Origin of the sequence: Pseudomonas fontis (assembly GCF_028656955.1) — a bacterium.
GTDB classification, from domain to species: Bacteria; Pseudomonadota; Gammaproteobacteria; order Pseudomonadales; family Pseudomonadaceae; genus Aquipseudomonas; species Aquipseudomonas fontis.
The window spans coordinates 77,944-96,191 of sequence record NZ_JAMDGY010000017.1 but is presented as its reverse complement, the minus strand read 5'-3'; the positions used below and the strand labels follow the sequence as shown (position 1 = coordinate 96,191).

Genomic DNA, 18,248 nt, shown 5'->3' with positions numbered 1-18,248 from the left:
TGACAAGTGGTACGTCATCCTACCTCATCGTCACGCGGTCGTCTTGCCCGCCCCTCGCCAGATAATCCGCGTGCATAGCAAGATCGTTCAAGCCTCGCAGCGAACGCTCTGGCATGCTGATCGACCGACTCAGAACCTGTGCCTTCCCTATGTCGACCCACCCTGCCCTCGCCCGCCACGCCTTCACCCGTGGCGCCATCGCCATCCTGCCGCTTTCTTTGGCCGTTGCGCCGTGGGGCTTGCTGGCCGGTTCGATGGCGATTGAAGCTAACCTCACGCCGCTGGAAGGCCAGGGCCTGTCGGCGATTGTCTTTGCCGGTGCGGCCCAGCTTGTGGCGATCGGCATGCTCAAGGGCGGCGCCAACCTGTTCTCGATCCTGCTGACCACCTTGTTGCTGACTTCGCAGCACCTGCTGTATGGGTTGTCGATGCGCCCGGTGCTGTCCGACCTGCCAGTGCGCTGGCGCATGGGCCTGGCATTCCTGTTGACCGACGAGTTCTTCGCCCTCGTCAGCCAATACGACAAACAGCAGTTCAACCGCTGGTACGCCCTGGGCGTCGGGCTGACGTTCTATATCGCCTGGAACCTGTTCACCCTGGCCGGCATCGTGTTGGGGCGCAATATCCCGCACCTGGATCAACTCGGCCTGGACTTCTCCATCGTCGCCACCTTTGTCGCGCTGATCGCCCCGGTGGTGCGCAATGTACCCACGGTGGTATGCGTGGCCGTGTCGTTGTTCTGTTCGGTACTGTTCAGCTATTGGCACTGGGAAACCGCGCTGGTGGCCGCCGGCCTGCTGGGCATGACGGCCGGTTTCATCTGTCAGAAATTCTCGGGAGCACGTGCATGACCTTTGTAGTGATCTTCGGCATGGGCCTGGTGGTCTTTCTCAACCGCTACGCGTTCATCGAACCCCGGCTGCCGTTGCGCTTGAGCTCCAATGCGCGGCAGTTCCTCGGCTTTGCGGTGCCGGGCATGCTCACGGCGATTTGCGGCCCGATCGTGTTCCTGCCCAATCACCAACTGGACCTGAGCCCGAGCAGCCCGTACCTGGTCGGTTCGCTGGTGGCCATCGTGCTGGTGTTGTTGACCCGCAGTACCTTGTTCAGCATGCTGGCGAGCATGGCGTTTTTCTTTGTCTATCGCTGGTGGCTCAACGGCGCGTAAATGAAAACCTCTCCTTTGGAACAGACCCGCTTCTGGCAGGCCCAGGCACTGGGCGACATCGAAATGCTGCATGCCCGCTACGTGCAGCAGCGCTTCGCCCCGCATGTGCATGAAGGGTATGTGATCACCATCATCGAGTCCGGTGCCCAGCGTTTCTGGCACCGTGGCAGCGAGCACCTGGCGCCGGTCGGGAGCATGGTGTTGATCAATCCGGATGAGCTGCACACCGGCGCCAAGGCCCACGAGCAAGGCTGGCGTTATCGCGGTTACTACCCTGATACCGAGCGCATTACCGGGGTGCTCGACGAGCTGGAGCTCAAGCGTTGCGGGCTGCCGATTTTCGATGCCAGCGTGATCCAGGACCCGCAACTGGCCAGGGCATTCAGTGGGCTGCACTGCTCGGCCGAGCATGACGCCAGTGCATTGGAGCAGCAAACGGCGTGGCGCGAAGCGGTGTTGATGCTGGTACAGCGCCATGCGCGGGTGCGTGGCACCCCGTTGCCCGGGCACGAGCCGGGGGCGGTGGCACGGGCCAAGGAGCTGCTCGACAGCCTGCTGGCGTGTCCGCCGTCGCTTGAGCAACTGGCAGCTGAAGTGGGGTTGTCGCCGTTTCACTTTGCCCGAGTGTTTCGCCAGGCCACCGGGCTGCCGCCCCATGCGTGGCTCAAGCAACGTCGCCTGGGCCGGGCCCGGGAGATGCTCAGGCAGGATTGCCCGCCGCTGACGGTGGCATTTGCCTTGGGGTTTTCTGACCAGAGCCATTTGAACCGGCAGTTCAAGCAGGCGTATGGAGTGACGCCCGGGGAGTATCGGCGCGCCTGTTCGGGGCATTGAAGGCCCCATCGCGGGACGAGCCCGCTCCCACATGGGCTATCAGGATTTCTGTGGGAGCGGGCTCGTCCCGCGATGGGCAGTAATCAGACCTCAAGCAGTACCTGGAACCCACCAAAAATCATGCGTTGCCCATCAAAGGGCATGGGGTTGGCTGCCGGGTCCATGCGCGGGTCGCTCATCAGCTTCTGCATCCCGGCGTCGCGTTTTTCCCGTGATGGCCAGACAATCCAGGAAAACACCACCGTTTCGTCCGGCTTGAGCTTCACCGCCAACGGAAACGAAGTGAGCTTGCCATCCGGCACATCATCCCCCCAGCATTCGGTAACGCTCAGCGCCCCGCATTCCTTGAAGATCTCAGCGGCCGTTGTGGCGTGCTGCTTGAATTTTTCGCGATTGGCGGTGGGCACCGCCGCGACAAAACCATCTACATACGACATGAGGCAACTCCTGCCTTGGGTGTGTACGAGATGGTCGAACCCAGCGGTGCCGAATCGACAGGTTGGTCAGGAGAATTCAGGCGCAGCGACCAGCGGTCGCTGCGCAAGCACTGATCAGGCCGGAACGCCCAGGATGATATGCGATGCCTTGATCACCGCCGTGGCACTGACGCCCGGCGCCAGGCCCAGCTCGCTGACGGCGTGGCGGGTGACGATGGCATAGACCTCGGTGCCGCCGTTCAAACGCAGGGTAACTTCGGCATTGACCGCGCCATCGGTGACACTGATCACTTCGCCTTGCAGGCAGTTGCGCGCCGACAGGCGAATGTCGCTGGCTTCGGTCATCAGCATGACCCATGGTGCCTTGATCAGGGCGATGGCCGGCTTGCCCTGGGCAATGCCGAGGTTCTTGAGGCTTTCCAGGGTAACCACGGCAACCAGTTCCTCGCCGCCCGGCAGGGTCAGGGCGACTTCGGCATTGACCGAACCTTCCTTGACCTGGCTGACGGTACCTTTGAACACGTTGCGGGCGCTGACTTTCATGGTGACGATCCTTTTCTTGACTTGTAAGTTAGGTTTTGCGGATCTTCCAGTAAAGCGTTGTGTGATTACAAATACAGCGCAGTGCTGAGGTTACGCACGCGCCAGAGTATTCAGCCGATTCAATCACAGGCAGAATCGCCACGTTGCCACGCCGGCCGGCGTAGCGGCAAACCCTATGGATGGAGGAGCCTCATGAGCACTGCTTTGCTGATCATCGATGTGCAACAGGCGTTGTGCGAGGGCGAATACGCCACCCTCGATGCGCAGGGTGTGATTGCGCGAATCAACGCCATCAGCACCCAGGCCCGGGCCCAGGGCGTGCCGGTGATTGTGGTGCAGCATGAAGAGCACCAGGCGCCAATGCAGCATGGCAGCCCGGGCTGGCAGTTGCCCGAAACGTTGAGCGTCTCGGCGCAGGACATCTACGTGCGCAAGACCACCCCAGACTCGTTCAACAAGACCGACCTGCAGGCCCAGCTGGAAGCACGCGGCATCACGCGCCTGATCACCTGCGGCATGCAGAGCGACTTTTGCGTCGACACCACGGTGCGCCAGGCCTTGTCCCGTGGTTATGACGTGGTGCTGGTCAAGGATGGTCATACCAGCGTGGACAACGGCGTGCTGACTGCCCGAAAAATCATTGACCACCACAACGTCACCTTCGCCAACATGACCAGTTTCGGCCCACGCATCAAGGTGCTGCCAGCCGCAGAAGTGCGGTTTTAGCCCCGGTGGGAGCGGGCTGGTCCCGCGATGAATTCAAGCCAACCTCAAGCCTTGTCGATCCATCCAGACTGCACCTGATCACGCGGTGCCACTACCACCAATGTCTGCCCTAAAAATGCACAACAATTAGTACAAACATTAATTCTGATTGTTTATGCTGGCGGGCTTATGCCATGGCGCATCGCCACATCGACAAGTAACCGTCCATGAAACTATTGCTCGTTCTGTTATTCGCGCTGTCCATTGCCTACGTGCATTTTCGCGGCAAGGTACGCCACAAGATCACCCGCCAGCTGGGTGACCATTCCAGTTTCCTGGCCCCGGTCAACGCCTTCCTCTATCTGTTCTCCCGGTTGCCGGCCAAGCCGTACCTGCCGGTCGAGGCGTTCCCCGAGCTCAAGCCGTTGCAGGACAACTGGCAGGAGATCCGCGCAGAAGCCCAACAACTGCTGCATGTCGGCGAGATCAAGAGCTCGCAGAACTACGACGACGTCGGCTTCAACTCGTTCTTCAAGAGCGGCTGGAAGCGCTTTTACCTGAAGTGGTACGGCGAGAGCCACCCATCGGCGATGAAGCTCTGCCCGCGTACCACGGAGCTGCTGCAAGGCATCGGCTCGGTCAAGGCGGCGATGTTCGCCACCCTGCCGCCAGGCTCGAAGCTGGTGCGCCACCGTGACCCGTATGCCGGTTCCTACCGTTATCACCTGGGCCTGGACACGCCGAACGATGAAGGCTGCTACATCTGCGTAGACGGCGAAAACTATCACTGGCGCGACGGCGAGGCCGTGGTGTTCGATGAAACCTACATCCACTACGCCGCCAACCAGACCGACCACAACCGCATCATCCTGTTCTGCGACGTCGAGCGACCGCTGAAATACCGCTGGGCAACCGCCTTCAACCGCTGGTTCAGCAGCAATGTGATGGCCGCAGCGGCAGCGCCGAACGATGCCGGCGACAAGACCGGCGGCATCAACCGGCTGTTCACCCGCATCTACAAGATCCGCGAACGCGGCAAGGCACTGAAGAAGCGCAACCGCCTGCGCTACTACCTGGAAAAATGGCTGGTAGTAGCGGCGCTGGTACTGGTGTTCATCTACATCTGATCGACAGCCGGGGCCGCGTTGCGGCCTTCGCCGGCAAGGCATGTGCCGCGATGGGGTCACTGCTGCTGATACTGACTCAGATACTTGTCCAGCACCGCCTTGTCCCCTTCCCCCGCCGCCTGCCACAGGCGCCGCTCGATGCCCTGGGCCAGCAGGTGCCCCACCGCCGATTCAATGGCCGACAGCACACACAGTTGCGCCGGCTCGTTGGTGGTGTAGCCCACCTCCGCCTCCAGCAGCTTCTTGAATTCGATGAACTTGAACACCCCGGCGCTGCGCCCCACCGAATAGATGGTCTTGCTGGTCATCACATTGGCCAGCACCTGCCCGCTGCGCACATCCACCGCCCGCAGGTTCACCGTGACCTGGTCGACCCGGTACTCGCGGGAAATGTCGATGCCCAGGTAACGCGCCCCTTCACCACCGCTGCGTACGTTGGTGTCGTAGGCAATGATCCCGCCTTCAAGCATCAGGTTGGCCGCCTGCAACGGCGGTAGCTCGCCGGCGATGTTCACCGGCGTGTCCGGTTTTTTCTGCGACGCGCGGATGATCTTGCGCTCGGTCAGCAGGTTCTGCAGCCCTTCACGCTCCAGCACCACGAACCAGCCACTGGCTTGCAACGCGTCCATCAGCATGCTTGCCGCGCCTTGAGTCACGCTGGTCGAAAACGAGCTGGCCGGCGTCGGCTTGTATTGCCCGGTCTGGTCACGGAAGCCGTAGACCACTGCCATCAAGCGGCCTTTAGGGCGCGGCATGTTGATCAGGTCGTAGTAGGTCGAGGCCCGTGGCGTCAGGGTCGGGCTCTCGGTGTCCTCGGCCGACATTGGCTCACGCAGGTTGCACCCTTGCAATGAGGCGAGGATCAGCAAGGTGGTCAGTAGTCGTTTCATGTTCGTCGCTCCTGGATGTCACGCTACCGCTCAAGGGTTCAAACCACTGACTTCGATGACCGACACTTCCCCGGTCGCCCGGTCGGTCACCTGGATGCTCAAGGCGCCGGAGTCATCGATCACGTTGATGATGAACGAGTCCGTCGACATGCTCCCGGTATTGCCATTGGCAATGTTGTCGAGCAACTGCGAGAGCATGCGCGACTGCAACTGGCTGCTGAAACGCTCAAGCGCAGAGGTCGCGGCCAACCCCGAGGTGCGGTTCTTGATCGCCGGGTCTTCATGGTCGTTCTGCGCCTGGGCGTTGTTCAGCAGCCAGGTGCCATTGAGCGGGTTGCCGCCAAACGAGGGGTTGACCGGCGTGTAGACCAGCTCGGTGGCCGTGCCCTGGGTAGCAAGGCTGGCCAGCAACAGGCACGCGGCCAGGCCCGGGATGTTTTTGTTGTTCATAGCTCGTCCCTCTCCAGATCGGTGGTGTCTTGCAGCAGCGACTGCAGCTTGCGCTGGACAATCTCTGCCCTGACCAGGTCCGCGGCCTCATAGGCCACGTCCTTGAGTTCAACGGTGTTGGGTGGCAGGAAGCGCCGGTAGATCAAGCGTTGCTGGAACTCGACCGTCACCAGGCTGCCCCAGCGCGCATCCGGCCGCTCGCGTACCACCAGGTTGAAATCCAGGCGGCTGGTGGCACGCAGCCGCTCGGCAAAGCTGTTGTAGAAGTCATGGCCGATGTGCGAGACGGTGTAGTCGACGATGAAACCCATCATCTCGTCCTCCTCTCCGCCCCGCGCCGTATTGCCCAGCAGCGCCAGGGCCAGCACGGTCACCCGCAATAGCCGCTTCATTGCTCGGCTCCGGTCTGTACGCGGGAGGCCTTGCGACCGTTGTCGACAAAGGCGCTCTCGGCGGCGAACTGCCAGTCGGCGTAGTGCGTCAGGCCGGCAAAGTCGGCCCACTGCGCGGCAAAGCCGGACTGCTTGAGCGGCAGCTGCTGCGAGCGGCTGTATACCCCGGTAATGCGCCCATCCACCGAGCGCAGCAGGCCCCAGTCGTCACTGCGGGTAATCGGGTCCTGGTACAACTGGCGCAGGTGGCGCTTGGTGCCGGGGAAGCGCGGGTCCTTGAGCAGGTCGTCGAGGGTCTGCGGGTACTGCGCCAGGCCCGGCGAAGTGCGGTAGTAGCTGCGCAGCGCCTGGGCATACTGGGTGCCGACCCACAGCAACTCGCGTTCGCGCTCGCGCTGGGCCACGGTGGACCACAGCTCGCCAGTGGCGGCCAGGGCAATCCCCATCAGGGCGATCAGCAACAGCACGCCCAGGTAGGTAAAGCCCGCTTCGGCGCGCTTACCACTCTGCATAGAGGCTGCCATCACGCGCCCTCCCGGTAGCACCGCTCTTGATATCGCCCACCCCGCCGGCCACACCGTCTGGTGGTGGCAGCACTTGCCACAGGTCGCGGCGCTCGGTAATCGGGTCCAGGGGCGCGGCGCGCAGGTAGCGCTGGTCGACCAGTTGCTCAAGCGAATCGGGGTAGTGCCCGGTGTCGCCGTAGTAGTGGTCCAGCGCTTCGCGCATCACCGACAGGCTCTGGCGCAGCGTGGTCTCCTTGGAGGTTTCCAGGCTGGAGAAATAGCGCGGCATGGCGATGGTGATCAGGGTCGCGATGATCGCCATCACCACCAGCAATTCGATGAGGGTGAAGCCCTTGTCGTGGCGCATGTCATTCACCATTGGCTGTAGGCAATGCCGTTGAGGCCCTTGCCCGGCGCTTGCGAGTACACGTCGAAGACATCCTCGCCATCGCGCGGGCTGTCGGCCGGGCTGTCATAGGCACGCAGGCCCCAACCGCCTTGATCGTCGTCCTTCACGCGGCGCAGCGGGTCATGCGGGATGCGCCGCAGGAAGTACAGCTTGGCGCCCTTGGCACTGCGCACATCGCGCACGCCATTGGCCAGCACCGCCAGGCTTGGCGGGTAGCCGCTGCCATTGAGGTTCTTCTCGATGTAGCCGGCGTCGTAGGCGCGCTTGTAGGCGTCGATGGCATCGCGCACCTGGTACAGGGCGTTTTTCAGCTCCTGCTCCTTGCCCCGGCGTACCAGGGTCTCGGTCAGCGGCGCGGCGATGGCGGCCAGCAGGCCGATCAGCGCCAGTGTCAGCACCACCTCGATCAGGGTGAACCCGCGTGCTGGGCGTTTCATGGCTCAAGGCCTCGCCGCAGTCGGCACGGCCGCGATGGGCTGGGCCGGGATTTCAATGTCGCGGTTGAGGTTGCGGATCTGCATGCTGGTTTCGGTGCCGGTGTTGAACTCCATGTCCGACGGGCTCTGGTACGGCAGGTTGCGCACGATGCGCGGGGTGATCGCCAGCACCAGCTCGGATTTGCTGGAGTTGTCGTTGTTGCTGCCGAACAGCCGGCCCAGGCCGGGGATGTCGCCCAGCCCCGGAATCTTGTTGCCCGAGCTGCCCTGGTCGTTGCGCACCAGCCCGGCCAGCACCTGGGTTTCGCCGTCATGCAGGCGCAGGGTGGTCTGCGCATTGCGGGTATCGACCTGCACCGGGATAGTGCCCTGGCGGGTCGGCTCCAGGGCTACGGCGTTGCTCACTTCCAGGGCGATCTTGATCGCCACTTCGTTGTTCAGGTGGACGATCGGCTGCACTTCAAGCTTCAGGCCGACGTCCAGGTAGGTCACGCTTTCGGTGATCACCGGGCCCTGGGTCGAGGGCACCGAGGTAGCGCTGATGATCGGCACCCGCTGGCCGATGTGGATACGCGCCTGCTCGCGGTTGCTGACGCGGATCACCGGGCTTGCCAGGGTGTTGACGTCTTTGTCCTGAGCGTTGATTTTCAGCTGTGGCGACGGCGAGATGGAAATGCGCGAAGAGTTGATGCCCTTCAGCTCATCAAGGATCGACACCGGGTTGCCATCGCTGTTGAGCACGCCGAAGGTGTTCGGCCATTGCAGGCCCAGGTCGAGGATGCGCGAGCGGGCCACCTCCATCACCTCCACTTCCAGCACCACCTCGGGGTTGGACTGGTCCTGGGATTGCAGCAGCTTCTCGGCCATGCGGATGGCGTCTACCGTGTCGCGCATGGTCAGGGTGTTGAGGCGCTCATCGACGAATACGTCGCGGGTCTTGAGCATGGTCTTGATCATGTTCAGCGCGGTGTTGGAGTCGATGCTGGTCAGGTAGAAGGTTTTCATCACCAGTTCCTGATAATCCTTGGTCTTCTGCGGCGAGTCGGGGTAGACCAGCAAGGTGTTGTCGTTCACCACTTTCTGGTGCAGCTGGTTCTGTTCCAGCAGCAGGGCCACGGCGTCCTCGATGCGCACATCGCGCACGAAAATCGTGGCCTTCATGTCCGGGCGCAGGTCCTTGTCGAAGATGAAGTTCAGCCCCGCCACCTGCGACAGCACCTCGAAGATGGTTTTCAGGTTGGCATCGCGAAACTCCAGGGTGACCGGGCGATCCAGCTTGGCGCGCAGTTGCGGGTTGGGTTGCGCGGTACGGCTCTGTACCAGTTCGATGTCCTTGCGCAGCCCCAGCGCGCCGGCGTTCTGCGGGTCGAGCTGGAGCACTTCGCGCATGTGCCGCTCGGCGCCGAACAGGTCGCCACGGCGCAGCGCCGCCTGGCCCAGCGCGGTGCGTTCATCGATGTTGCGCAGCATCTCGATCTGGCGCACCCCTTCCTGGGCCCGGCGGTTCTGCGGCTCGATGGTCAGCACCCGGCCGTAGGCCATGCGTGCACCGCCAAAGTTGTGCCGGCTGCGGTCGTTGTCGCCCTGGGTCAGCAGCGACTCCACCGCCTTCACCCGGCCCTGGGACAAGGCAATCTTGAGTTCCGGGTCACGGGGCGCATCGACCAGGCCCTGCTCCATCACCGCCAGGCCGGCTTCGTATTGCCCCTCGGCGATCAGTGCCTGGCCATCCTTGCGCACGGCGCTGGTACCCGTGCAGCCGGCAACGGCCACGAAAAGCGCCAGCAGCAAGAACGGCGCGGTAGTGCGAAGGCGTGGCGAATTCATGGTGCGCTCCCTACAGACAAAGTCTGCGACAGGTGCAAGGGCAGATAGACCAGGCTCAGCTCCGTGGCGGAGATCTGCTCGATCCGGTAGGTGTCTTCGATCACGTCGCCACGGCGCACGACGTAGAGTTTTTCGCCGCTTTGCAGGAACACCTGCTGATCGTCACGATCGTTCAGGCGACCGACGAACTGGAACGGCAAGGCCGGCGCCACCGGGGTGACCTCGACCGGGGCGGCGATCACCGCTTGTTCGGTAACGCTGGCCAACACTGCGGCGGGTTTCCAGCTCTTGCTGGCAAACAGGTCGACGGCGGCCTGTGTCGAGCGGGCTTTCGCCACGGTCGCTGATACCGGCGTGGCCACCTGGCTGCGCGGGGCAACGGCCAGGGCGCTGTCACTGGCGCCGTCGCCCTGGCCAAAGAAATAGTCGGGGGCCCAGGTCAGCAGTGCGGCGATCCCGAGGAATGCGGTCCAGCCCAGCAAGCGTTGAGTGTTCATCATGACCTCGACAGGTAAAGGGTCATGCGCACGCGCCCGGTCAGCTCGCTATCGCCGATCCGTTTACGTTGCAGGTCGATGTCTTCAAGCACCAGCGCCGGCAGTTGGCCGAGCAGCGCGTGCAGGAAGCGGCGGATTTGCGGATAAGTGCCGCGCAGTGGCAGGAGGATCTGGTAGCGCGCCAGGTGGGTCTTGGGGTCGACCCCCAGCGAGTACTCGCCGCGCGCCAGGCTGATTTTTTCGCTGCGCGCCAGGCTGTAGATGCGGTCAATCGCCTCGGTGGCTTGCGGCTGGGCCGGCAGTTGCTTGTGCAGGTCTTGCAGCGGATCGTCCTGGGCCACCACGGCCTTGCGTTCGCCGCGTTGCAGTTGCAGCAACTGCACATCCGCTGCGCCCGTCTGCACGCGCAAGGCTTGCAGTTGCTGCCACTGCGGCACCAGGCTGGCGCCATAGGCCAGGCCCAGCAGGACCAGCGCGGCACCGGCCAGGGTCGGCCAGCCAATACGCTGGAGGTGTTCATGCACCATCAGGCTAGAGACGCGCATCGCCGATCTCCCAACTGGCTGACAGGTTGAATTGCACCGGGTGTTCGGCCTGCTTGACCTGGATCTCGTGGTTGAGCAGCGACACATCGCGCAGCTCGCCGCTGGCTTCGAGGCGTTTGTGGAACGCCAGCATGGCTTCCAGGTCGCGCGCCTCGGCACTGATGCGCACCTGGCCCTTGCGCGCATCCGGGGTCAGGGTCAGCAGTGCCACATCGTCTTGCGGCAGGCCTTCGAGCATGCTGAACAGGCGCTCCCAGGGGCGTTGCAGTTGCTGCGACAAACTGCGCATCTGCGCCAGGCTCTCAGCCTGTTCGCGACTTTGCGCCGAGGTCAGCGCCGGCTGGCTGCGCGGGCGGATGCCCAGTTGCTGCTCGACCCCTTGCAGGTGGGTGTTCAGGGCGCTCTGTTGGCTGTCGAGGTGTTGCTGCACGGCAACCGCGGCGAGCAGCACTACTGCACCGGCAGCCAGTGGCAGCCAGGTCAGCGGGCCCTGGCGACGGGGCTGGAATTCCAGGTTCAGGCGGCGCATCTCAAGCCACCGCCCGCGCCATGGTGCACAACACATCGTGCACCGGCGCGGTCTCCACAGGCAGTTCACACAAGGCCACGCCCTGCAGTTGCGGGCGGGTTTGCAGCCGGCCCGGCGCGTGCAGGTAGAGGTTCATCACGCCGTCCTGCAGTTCGCATTCGCGGTGGATCAAGGCCTCCAGGGCGGCGTCGTTGTCGCTGCTGCCCAGTGAGCGCAGCTGCTGCCAGTGCCCGCCCTGCGCCAGTAACAGCACGCTGCGTTGCGGCTCGGCAAGCAGGAAGAGAAAGTCGTCGTGCACCAGCACATCGGCGAAATGGTTGAATGCGGTCATCAGGTAGGGCTGCACTGAATGCAGGTTCAGCGCGGCCTGCCGGCTCAGTTCGGCAACCCGCTGCAACAGGGCTTCCGGCAGGGCTGCCGCGATGCGTGCATGGCCGCTTGGCGCATTCGCGAGGATTACCCGCCAGCCCTCCAGCGACTGCCCGTAGTGCGCCTCGAAACAGGCGCGGGCGTAAGCCTGCAGCTCCTGCGGCCGATGAATCTCGGCGCTCCAGGGCACCAGGCAGTAACGGCAATACTGCGCCGAGACCACCAGGCTCAGGCGTCCGCCCTGCCCCGCGCGTTCGGCCAGCAGGCCTTGCAGCGCATCAAGAGCCACGGCCCAGGCCTGGCTGCGCTCGGCAATGAAGCCGACGCTGCCCAGCCAGTGTTGCTGGCTGCCCTGGCGTTGGGCCAGGCCGACGCCCTGGGCGCCGAGCACGGCGATAAACCGATCAGGCGATAAATGTGACACGGTTGATCTCCTCAAGCGTGGTCCGGCCATCACGCACCAGCTCCAGTGCCGAGCTGCGCAACAGGCGCAGCCCGCGCTGGCAGGCCAGGGCCTTGATGCGGGCAATCGGTTGGCGTTCGACGATCATCTGGCGCAGCTCGTCGTCCAGGTGCAGCAACTCGGCAATCGCCGTGCGCCCGCGATAACCACTGCCCCGGCACTGGCCGCAACCGCCGCCGTGGACAAACTGGTAGCCGGCCACCTGGTCGGCCTGCAGGCCCGAAGCGCTCAGTTCCTCGGCGCTTGGCGGGTGTGGCACCGCGCAGTGCGGGCACACCAGGCGAATCAGGCGCTGGGCCAAAACGGCATTCAATGCGGAGACAAAGCTGTAGGGGTCGACCTGCATCTGGCTGAAGCGGCCGATCACATCGAAGACGTTGTTGGCGTGGATGGTGGTGAACACCAGGTGCCCGGTGAGCGCCGATTGCACGGCGATCTGCGCGGTGTCGGGGTCACGGATCTCGCCGACCATGATCTTGTCCGGGTCGTGGCGCAGGATCGAGCGCAGGCCACGGGCGAAGGTCAGGCCCTTCTTCTCGTTGACCGGGATCTGCAACACCCCCGGCAGCTGATATTCCACCGGGTCTTCGATGGTGATGATCTTGTCCACGCCGTGGTTGATCTCGCTGATCATGGCGTAGAGGGTGGTGGTCTTGCCGCTGCCGGTGGGGCCGGTGACCAGGATCATCCCGTAGGGCTCACCGGCCAGCCGGCGCAGGCTGCGCAGGGTGTGTTCCTCGAAGCCCAGGGCTTGCAGTTGTACGCCGCTGACGCGGTCGGCCAGGTCCTGTTTGTCGAGCACCCGCAGCACCGCGTCTTCACCGAAGATGCTCGGCATGATCGATACGCGAAAGTCGATTTGCCGGGCGCTGATGCCGATCTTGAAGCGGCCGTCCTGCGGTACGCGCTTCTCGCCGATATCCAGCTCGGCCATGACCTTGATCCGCGAGATCACCTGGTCGGCAAACTCGCTGCCACTGACCTTGCTGATGCTGTTGAGCACGCCGTCGATGCGGTATTTGATCACCAGGCCACTGCCGGTAACACCCAGGTGAATGTCGCTGGCATGCATCTTCAGTGCATCGTAGAGCGTCGAGTTGACCAGCTTGACCACCCGGCTCTGGTCTTCGCTGATGCTGGTCAACGACAAGCTTTGCAGCGCTTCGCCTTCACTGCCGGCCTCGCCTTCGCTGCCCAGCGAATCAACGGCGTGGAAGCTTTCTTCCTGGCGGGCGAGAAAGCCGCTCAGGTCGGCCGCCTGCACCAGGTACAGCGGCGCGCCTTGCAGGCAGTCGTCGATCCAGGCCAGGCGGGCGGCGTCGAAGGGGTCGGCAAACACGCCGACGGTCTGCCCGGCCTGCTCGATCAACAGGAACTCGCGTTTCAGGCACTGGGCCAGGCTGACTTGATCGAAGCGTGGGGTGGCGGCAAACAGCGTGGCGCTGTCGAGTACCGGGTAATGCAGGGTGGCACCCAGGCTGCTGACGAAACCTTCAGGGCTGAGGTTGCTCAGTACCCGCAGGGTTTCGATCAGGCGTTCGCCACTGTGTTCGGCTTGGCCGCGGGCCTGGGCCAGCAGCTCGCGACCGAGGGTGATCGGTGGGCAGGCGGTGGCGGACGCAACGGCGAACGACAACGGTTCCATGGCTTGCTCTCCAACGCTGCGGGTAGCGCGGCAAGCCAGGGATCAGTTTGCTCGCGCCCTACTCCCCGGTGAGCAGTTGGTCGTCGTCAGGAGCCGGCGGGCTCGCACCATTGCGTCGTCTGTCCGCCAGTACCCAGCTGCCGTCGTACAACTGCAGGGGGAAACTCTGGTTACGGCTTTGGCGGCGTTCGACGAACCCTGTTTCCGATGTTGCTGCGGCTTTGCCGGCCCGCGGGATACCCATCAGGTCGCAGACTGCGCGGGCCAGTTCCGCCAGCGGAAAAGGCTTGAACAGGATATGGCTGACACCCAGTTGGCTGGCCCGCTCACGGACCTCGGCGGTCGGGTGGGCGGTGATCAGCACGAAATGACAGTTCCCGTTCTTCTTGCGCACAGCCTCCAGAACCTGAAACCCCTCCATATCGGGCAAGCGGAAGTCGAGGACGGCAACGTCGGGCTGGATCTGCTCGACCTTGCCGATGGCTTCCTCGCCATCGTGGGCAACATGGACGTTCAGGCCTTGCGCCTCCAGGTATGCCTGGATATTGCTGGCAAGGGTCTGTTCATCATCGACTACCAAAACTGTATTCACCAAGGTCGACTCCTTGAACGACGCAGGCCCGGTTTCCCGGTCCGGCAGAGTGCGGCCTTGTACAGGCTTACGCACGCTTCGTGCCAGACCCGAGACGGTGCTCGTTGCAGCGGTAACGCTATGAATTTGCAAGCATTGAAGAAACGGTCACGCACGCTTGCCCCCAATCCCGGGGACTAGCTGGCTCTTTGCCCCTACGGCTACCCCCAACAGTGGGGGCAACCCCTATCGCGCGTCAATCCGTTCTATTTGGGACTGGCTACGCAGGCGCTGCAGCAGCGCTTGACGCGCCTGCGCCTGTTGTCGCTCGAAAAGGAGGGTTTTTGCCAATGCCAGTCCCTGCTCTCGATCGACAGGGCCGCCCGCGAATTGGTTCTGTGCGGGGGACGCTGTTTCTTTACCTTCCTGGTAGAACGCCTGGACCTGCTCGGGGCTGGGTTCAGGCACCTGGGTCAGGGCCAGATAGACCTGTTGTGCGGCCATTTCATGTCGAGTGTAGTCGGCGAACGAGGCCTCATCGAAGCCGGCGGTGGCCAGTTCGCGGGTGAAGCGTTCGGCGGAGCCGAAGGCTGCGCGCAGTTCGTCGATGCGCGCCTGGACGGCGGCCTGGCTGACCTCGACGCCGCGTTGCCTGGCCTCCTGCCAGAGCAGCTCCTTGTCGATCAGGTCTTGCAGGGCCTGGTCGCGCAGGCGCTTGTACAGGCTGGGGCTGCGGATGCTGGTGAGGTTGCGGCCCTGGTCTTCGAGGTATTCGGCGAAGTAGCGTTCCAGGCGGTATTCACTGATCGCCACGCCATTGACCCGCGCGGCGGCCATGCCGCCTTCCTCGGCCTTGAGCAGAAAGACCTGGGCGACAGCGATGAGGATCAGGATCAACAGGAAGAGTTTCATGAGTCACCTCCAGATCGGAGTGGGTCGGTGGCCTGGGCGGGCCTCATCGCCGGCAAGGCCGGCTCCCACAGATGTCATAGGCTTTTCAATCTTGTCCCCCTGTGGGAGCCGGCCTTGCCGGCGAAAGGGAGCACCTCGGTGTCGAATCATGTTCATCACAAATCCCTGCGCCGATACGGCGCCACCGGATAAAACATCGGCCCAGGCAATTCCAGGGTCACCACATGTGCCCCCTCCAGCCCCTGCCTGCGCCCAGGGCCGAAGCTCAATGGCGGGGTAAGCCCGGTCTGCACGTCATGCAGGCCTTCCAGCGCAACCACCAGCTTGTCGCGGCTGGCATCACGCCCGGCCCGCTTGAGCCCTTCCTCCAGCAACACCATCGAACACCAGGCACCCACCTGCAGCAACGCCTGACGCCCATCCAACCCTTCGCGCTCGCGCAACGCGCTCAGTCCATCGCGCCCCGCCGCCGTCCAGTCACTGGGGATGAACGGATACGCCAGGAACACCCGTCGCGACCACTGCGCCGGCACCCGCGCCACTTCACTGCCCATCTGGCTCGACACCGCAAACAGGTACGGCGCACGTCCCGCCGCCTCCAGCAATGCAGTCAGCTCGGCAAACGCCGGCGCCGAACCGAGATAGAAAATCGCCTCAGCCGTTGGCACCTGGCTACTGAAGGCCTCGACCTGCACCTGCGTCCAGCCACGCTGCTGCAAGTCGGCCTGAAGCGCCTCGGCCAGCGACCGCGCTTCACTGCCGGCATACACAATCTGCGTACTCAGGCGCTGCGCCTGCAGGCTGGCCTCGGCGTACCCGGCCACGCTCTGCAACTGTTCACGCACACCCGCCAACGGCTCGAATATCTGCCGGCTGTAAGCGCTGTGCGCCAACGCCCCCACCAGCGGCACCCGGGCCTGCTCCAGGCGAGTGGCCAACACCGCGTCCAGCGCCGGCGCCAGCGGCATCACCAGGGCAAACACCTGCTCCTCGCCGAGCAAGCGGTCCAGCGCCTGCTCGGCACTGGCCAGGTCCGGGCCCGGATCAAGCACCACCAGTTGCAACTGGCGCCCATGAATACCGCCTTGTTCGTTGATCCGCGCAACACTGCCTGCCAGCACCGCGCCGACCACCCGCGCCGCTGGCGCCAGGTCACCGGCCTGCGGCAGCAACGTGCCCAGGCGCAACACCTGCGTTTCCAGCCCTGGGTCGCGGTCATCGGCTAGCCGCTTGAGGTACGCCGTCAGGTTGCGCTGGTCGCTCATGGCCAGGGAAAAGCGCGGCATCGCCGGGTCGAGTCGATTGCCCGCCGGGTCGCGGCCCTGTTGAATCGCCCTGGCAATACTCGCCTCGCTGTACGCCGGGTATGCCCGGCCATTGGCCTGGCGCTCGCCCCGCCCTAGCGCCAGGCGCTGCCAGCTCAGCGACGGCGGGCGTACCCCACCCTCCGGTCGGCCCTGGCCATCGGCACCATGGCAACTGGCGCAAGGCGTGACGCTGGCCGGCACCTGCATGTCCGCCGCGCCCACCCGCGCCACCACCTCGGCACCCGCCGCCGACACGCCTTCGCGGTACAGGCGCTTGCCGGCCAGTTCCTGCGGGCTGAGGTCGAGGGCCAGGGCCGGGTTACCCAGGCTTAGCGCCAGCAACAACAGCCCGCTGCGCCAGAGGTTCATGGCCTACAGGCCCGCCACAGGCTGGGCCAGCAAGGTCAGGCGCTGGGCAATCGCCTGGGGCGGTGCATCCGGGCGAATCTTGCTCCAGCGCTTACCCGCCACATCACCGACAATCAGCTGGGTGGAATGCTGCTCGGGGCTGGGCAGCATATGCCCCAGGCGCGCCAGCACCAGGTCGATCTGCGCCTGCTCACCGGTCAGGAACAGCCAATTGGGGCCATCCACCCCCTGCTTCTGGGCAAAGCTTTTCAGCACCGCCGGCGAGTCATTCAGCGGGTCGCTGGTAAGCGAAATGAAGGTGACCTTGCTGGCCGCTGCTTCGCCCATCGCCTCGCGCACTTCCTTCAACTTGCGGGTGATCAGCGGGCAGGCATCGTTGCAGTGGGTGAAGATCACATTGAGCAGCACCACGCGGTCCTTGAGCACGTCGCTGTAGAAGCGCACTTGGTTGCCGTTCTGATCGCGCAACAGGGTGTCGGTGAAATAGGTTTGCGCATCGCGGGTGCCGCCCGCCGGGGTACTCGGCACCGCCACCGGCCCGGCATTGGCTGCGGGCTGATGGCCCTCGTGGGCAAACGCCACCGAGGCAAGGATCCACAGGCACACGCCCAACACCACCCAATCAAAGGTTCTCATGCTCGCCCCCCGGCTGCTGACCGTGCTCATGGCAGTTGCTCCTGGGCAATCGCGGTGTGCTTGGCGTGCACCCGGCGCGCACTCAAGCGGTTGATCTCGCTGACCAGCACGTTCGGGTCGGTGAAGCCATAGAAGCGCGTCCAGTGGCCGCTATGGCCGTCGCCCACCAGGATCAGCGGCGGGTGGCTGCCCAGGTCGGCGCTGAAACTGCCCAAACCCTTGAGGGTTTCGCTGACCGCGTAAGGCGTACCGGTCAGCCAGCTCCAGCCCGGCCCGTGCTGGAAGGCGCGGGAGTAGTCGAGCAGGCGCCGGGAGTCGTCGCGCTGCGGATCGACGCTCAGTGATACCAACTGGATCTCGCTGCCCACCCGTCCGCCCAACTGCTGCTGGACCTTGCCCATGATCGACGAGACCACCGGGCAAACCGTGGTGCAACTGGTGTAGATAAAGCCCATCACCACCAGCTTGTCGCCGACCAGATCCTGCTCCAGGCGCACCGGCATGCCGTTCTGGTCCAGCAGGGAGACATCGGCAAAGCGCACCTGGGCTTTCTCGGCACGGGCAGGCGGCGCCTCGTGCCCGGCATGCTCGCCGGAATGCGCCTGGGCCAGGTTCATCGCCCCGGCAAGCAGGCACAGGACGAACAGTCGGCTAAGGGTTTGTGCTTTCATCACGCGTTC

The 18,248-nt window shown here is 64.1% G+C and carries 24 protein-coding genes; 5 read left to right on the top strand and 19 right to left on the bottom strand.

Translation table 11 applies throughout. The features are described 5' to 3' along the window. Nucleotides 1-149 precede the first annotated feature (149 nt). Genes M5G11_RS06875 through M5G11_RS06865 form a run of 3 tightly spaced genes read left to right on the top strand, consistent with a single transcriptional unit; the run spans nucleotide 150 to nucleotide 2,002 of the window. Nucleotides 150-851: an AzlC family ABC transporter permease gene (locus M5G11_RS06875; RefSeq protein WP_273911238.1), complete on the top strand. Its 702-nt coding sequence runs from the start codon at nucleotides 150-152 to the stop codon at nucleotides 849-851. Further along, the gene (locus M5G11_RS06870) at nucleotides 848-1,168 is read left to right on the top strand and encodes an AzlD domain-containing protein (protein WP_273911237.1); all 321 of its coding nucleotides are present in this window, start codon (nucleotides 848-850) and stop codon (nucleotides 1,166-1,168) included. Before M5G11_RS06875 ends, M5G11_RS06870 begins: the two co-directional genes overlap by 4 nt. Continuing rightward, nucleotides 1,169-2,002: a helix-turn-helix transcriptional regulator gene (locus M5G11_RS06865; RefSeq protein WP_273911236.1), complete on the top strand. Its 834-nt coding sequence runs from the start codon at nucleotides 1,169-1,171 to the stop codon at nucleotides 2,000-2,002. Between the two features lie 83 nt (nucleotides 2,003-2,085). On the opposite strand, the gene M5G11_RS06860 is transcribed toward M5G11_RS06865, so the two are convergent. Both M5G11_RS06860 and M5G11_RS06855 read right to left on the bottom strand, forming a co-directional pair. After that, complete coding sequence (locus M5G11_RS06860; RefSeq protein WP_273911235.1) at nucleotides 2,086-2,439, bottom strand: DUF1428 domain-containing protein; 354 nt, start codon at nucleotides 2,437-2,439, stop codon at nucleotides 2,086-2,088. A 114-nt stretch (nucleotides 2,440-2,553) separates the two neighbouring features. After that, a complete protein-coding gene (locus M5G11_RS06855) occupies nucleotides 2,554-2,982 on the bottom strand; it encodes a TOBE domain-containing protein (protein ID WP_273911234.1) in 429 nt (142 codons plus the stop codon). Between the two features lie 192 nt (nucleotides 2,983-3,174). Here M5G11_RS06855 and M5G11_RS06850 point away from each other — a divergent pair, with 192 nt between their 5' ends. After that, complete coding sequence (locus tag M5G11_RS06850; RefSeq protein ID WP_273911233.1) at nucleotides 3,175-3,708, top strand: cysteine hydrolase family protein; 534 nt, start codon at nucleotides 3,175-3,177, stop codon at nucleotides 3,706-3,708. A gap of 206 nt (nucleotides 3,709-3,914) precedes the next feature. Then, nucleotides 3,915-4,814: a lipid A hydroxylase LpxO gene (gene lpxO, locus M5G11_RS06845; protein WP_273911232.1), complete on the top strand. Its 900-nt coding sequence runs from the start codon at nucleotides 3,915-3,917 to the stop codon at nucleotides 4,812-4,814. 56 nt (nucleotides 4,815-4,870) lie between these two features. On the opposite strand, the gene M5G11_RS06840 is transcribed toward lpxO, so the two are convergent. From M5G11_RS06840 to M5G11_RS06760, 17 genes are all read right to left on the bottom strand, one after another. Beyond that, the gene (locus tag M5G11_RS06840) at nucleotides 4,871-5,704 is read right to left on the bottom strand and encodes a CsgG/HfaB family protein (protein ID WP_273911231.1); all 834 of its coding nucleotides are present in this window, start codon (nucleotides 5,702-5,704) and stop codon (nucleotides 4,871-4,873) included. A gap of 30 nt (nucleotides 5,705-5,734) precedes the next feature. Further along, nucleotides 5,735-6,154: a curli assembly protein CsgF gene (locus M5G11_RS06835; RefSeq protein ID WP_273911230.1), complete on the bottom strand. Its 420-nt coding sequence runs from the start codon at nucleotides 6,152-6,154 to the stop codon at nucleotides 5,735-5,737. Beyond that, entirely contained in the window at nucleotides 6,151-6,546 is a 396-nt protein-coding gene (gene csgE, locus M5G11_RS06830) for a curli production assembly/transport protein CsgE (RefSeq protein WP_273911229.1), read from the bottom strand. Before csgE ends, M5G11_RS06835 begins: the two co-directional genes overlap by 4 nt. Continuing rightward, complete coding sequence (locus M5G11_RS06825) at nucleotides 6,543-7,070, bottom strand: type II secretion system protein (RefSeq protein WP_273911228.1); 528 nt, start codon at nucleotides 7,068-7,070, stop codon at nucleotides 6,543-6,545. The genes csgE and M5G11_RS06825 overlap by 4 nt, the downstream gene beginning before the upstream one ends. After that, on the bottom strand, nucleotides 7,045-7,419 hold the full coding sequence (locus M5G11_RS06820) for a type II secretion system protein (RefSeq protein WP_273911227.1): 375 nt from the start codon (nucleotides 7,417-7,419) through the stop codon (nucleotides 7,045-7,047). Before M5G11_RS06820 ends, M5G11_RS06825 begins: the two co-directional genes overlap by 26 nt. Before the next feature lie 5 nt (nucleotides 7,420-7,424). Further along, nucleotides 7,425-7,898 (bottom strand): type II secretion system protein, encoded by a 474-nt coding sequence (locus tag M5G11_RS06815; RefSeq protein ID WP_273911226.1) that lies wholly within the window; start codon nucleotides 7,896-7,898, stop codon nucleotides 7,425-7,427. Between the two features lie 3 nt (nucleotides 7,899-7,901). After that, on the bottom strand, nucleotides 7,902-9,725 hold the full coding sequence (locus tag M5G11_RS06810) for a secretin N-terminal domain-containing protein (protein ID WP_273911225.1): 1,824 nt from the start codon (nucleotides 9,723-9,725) through the stop codon (nucleotides 7,902-7,904). Then, nucleotides 9,722-10,222: a hypothetical protein gene (locus M5G11_RS06805; RefSeq protein ID WP_273911224.1), complete on the bottom strand. Its 501-nt coding sequence runs from the start codon at nucleotides 10,220-10,222 to the stop codon at nucleotides 9,722-9,724. Before M5G11_RS06805 ends, M5G11_RS06810 begins: the two co-directional genes overlap by 4 nt. After that, complete coding sequence (gene pilO, locus M5G11_RS06800) at nucleotides 10,222-10,767, bottom strand: type 4a pilus biogenesis protein PilO (protein ID WP_273911223.1); 546 nt, start codon at nucleotides 10,765-10,767, stop codon at nucleotides 10,222-10,224. Before pilO ends, M5G11_RS06805 begins: the two co-directional genes overlap by 1 nt. Then, entirely contained in the window at nucleotides 10,754-11,296 is a 543-nt protein-coding gene (locus M5G11_RS06795) for a PilN domain-containing protein (RefSeq protein ID WP_273911222.1), read from the bottom strand. The genes pilO and M5G11_RS06795 overlap by 14 nt, the downstream gene beginning before the upstream one ends. 1 nt (nucleotide 11,297) lies before the next feature. After that, nucleotides 11,298-12,089: a hypothetical protein gene (locus M5G11_RS06790; RefSeq protein ID WP_273911221.1), complete on the bottom strand. Its 792-nt coding sequence runs from the start codon at nucleotides 12,087-12,089 to the stop codon at nucleotides 11,298-11,300. After that, entirely contained in the window at nucleotides 12,070-13,773 is a 1,704-nt protein-coding gene (locus M5G11_RS06785; protein ID WP_273911220.1) for a GspE/PulE family protein, read from the bottom strand. The genes M5G11_RS06790 and M5G11_RS06785 overlap by 20 nt, the downstream gene beginning before the upstream one ends. A 58-nt stretch (nucleotides 13,774-13,831) precedes the next feature. Next, nucleotides 13,832-14,368, bottom strand: coding sequence for a response regulator (locus M5G11_RS06780; protein ID WP_273911219.1), 537 nt, complete (start codon nucleotides 14,366-14,368; stop codon nucleotides 13,832-13,834). Nucleotides 14,369-14,590: 222 nt separating this feature from the next. Beyond that, the gene (locus M5G11_RS06775; protein WP_273911218.1) at nucleotides 14,591-15,256 is read right to left on the bottom strand and encodes a SurA N-terminal domain-containing protein; all 666 of its coding nucleotides are present in this window, start codon (nucleotides 15,254-15,256) and stop codon (nucleotides 14,591-14,593) included. Between the two features lie 155 nt (nucleotides 15,257-15,411). Further along, nucleotides 15,412-16,932 (bottom strand): cytochrome c/ABC transporter substrate-binding protein, encoded by a 1,521-nt coding sequence (locus M5G11_RS06770; protein ID WP_273911217.1) that lies wholly within the window; start codon nucleotides 16,930-16,932, stop codon nucleotides 15,412-15,414. 3 nt (nucleotides 16,933-16,935) lie between these two features. Continuing rightward, nucleotides 16,936-17,598, bottom strand: coding sequence for an SCO family protein (locus tag M5G11_RS06765; protein WP_273911216.1), 663 nt, complete (start codon nucleotides 17,596-17,598; stop codon nucleotides 16,936-16,938). Further along, nucleotides 17,595-18,239, bottom strand: coding sequence for an SCO family protein (locus tag M5G11_RS06760; RefSeq protein ID WP_273911215.1), 645 nt, complete (start codon nucleotides 18,237-18,239; stop codon nucleotides 17,595-17,597). The genes M5G11_RS06765 and M5G11_RS06760 overlap by 4 nt, the downstream gene beginning before the upstream one ends. Nucleotides 18,240-18,248 lie beyond the last annotated feature (9 nt).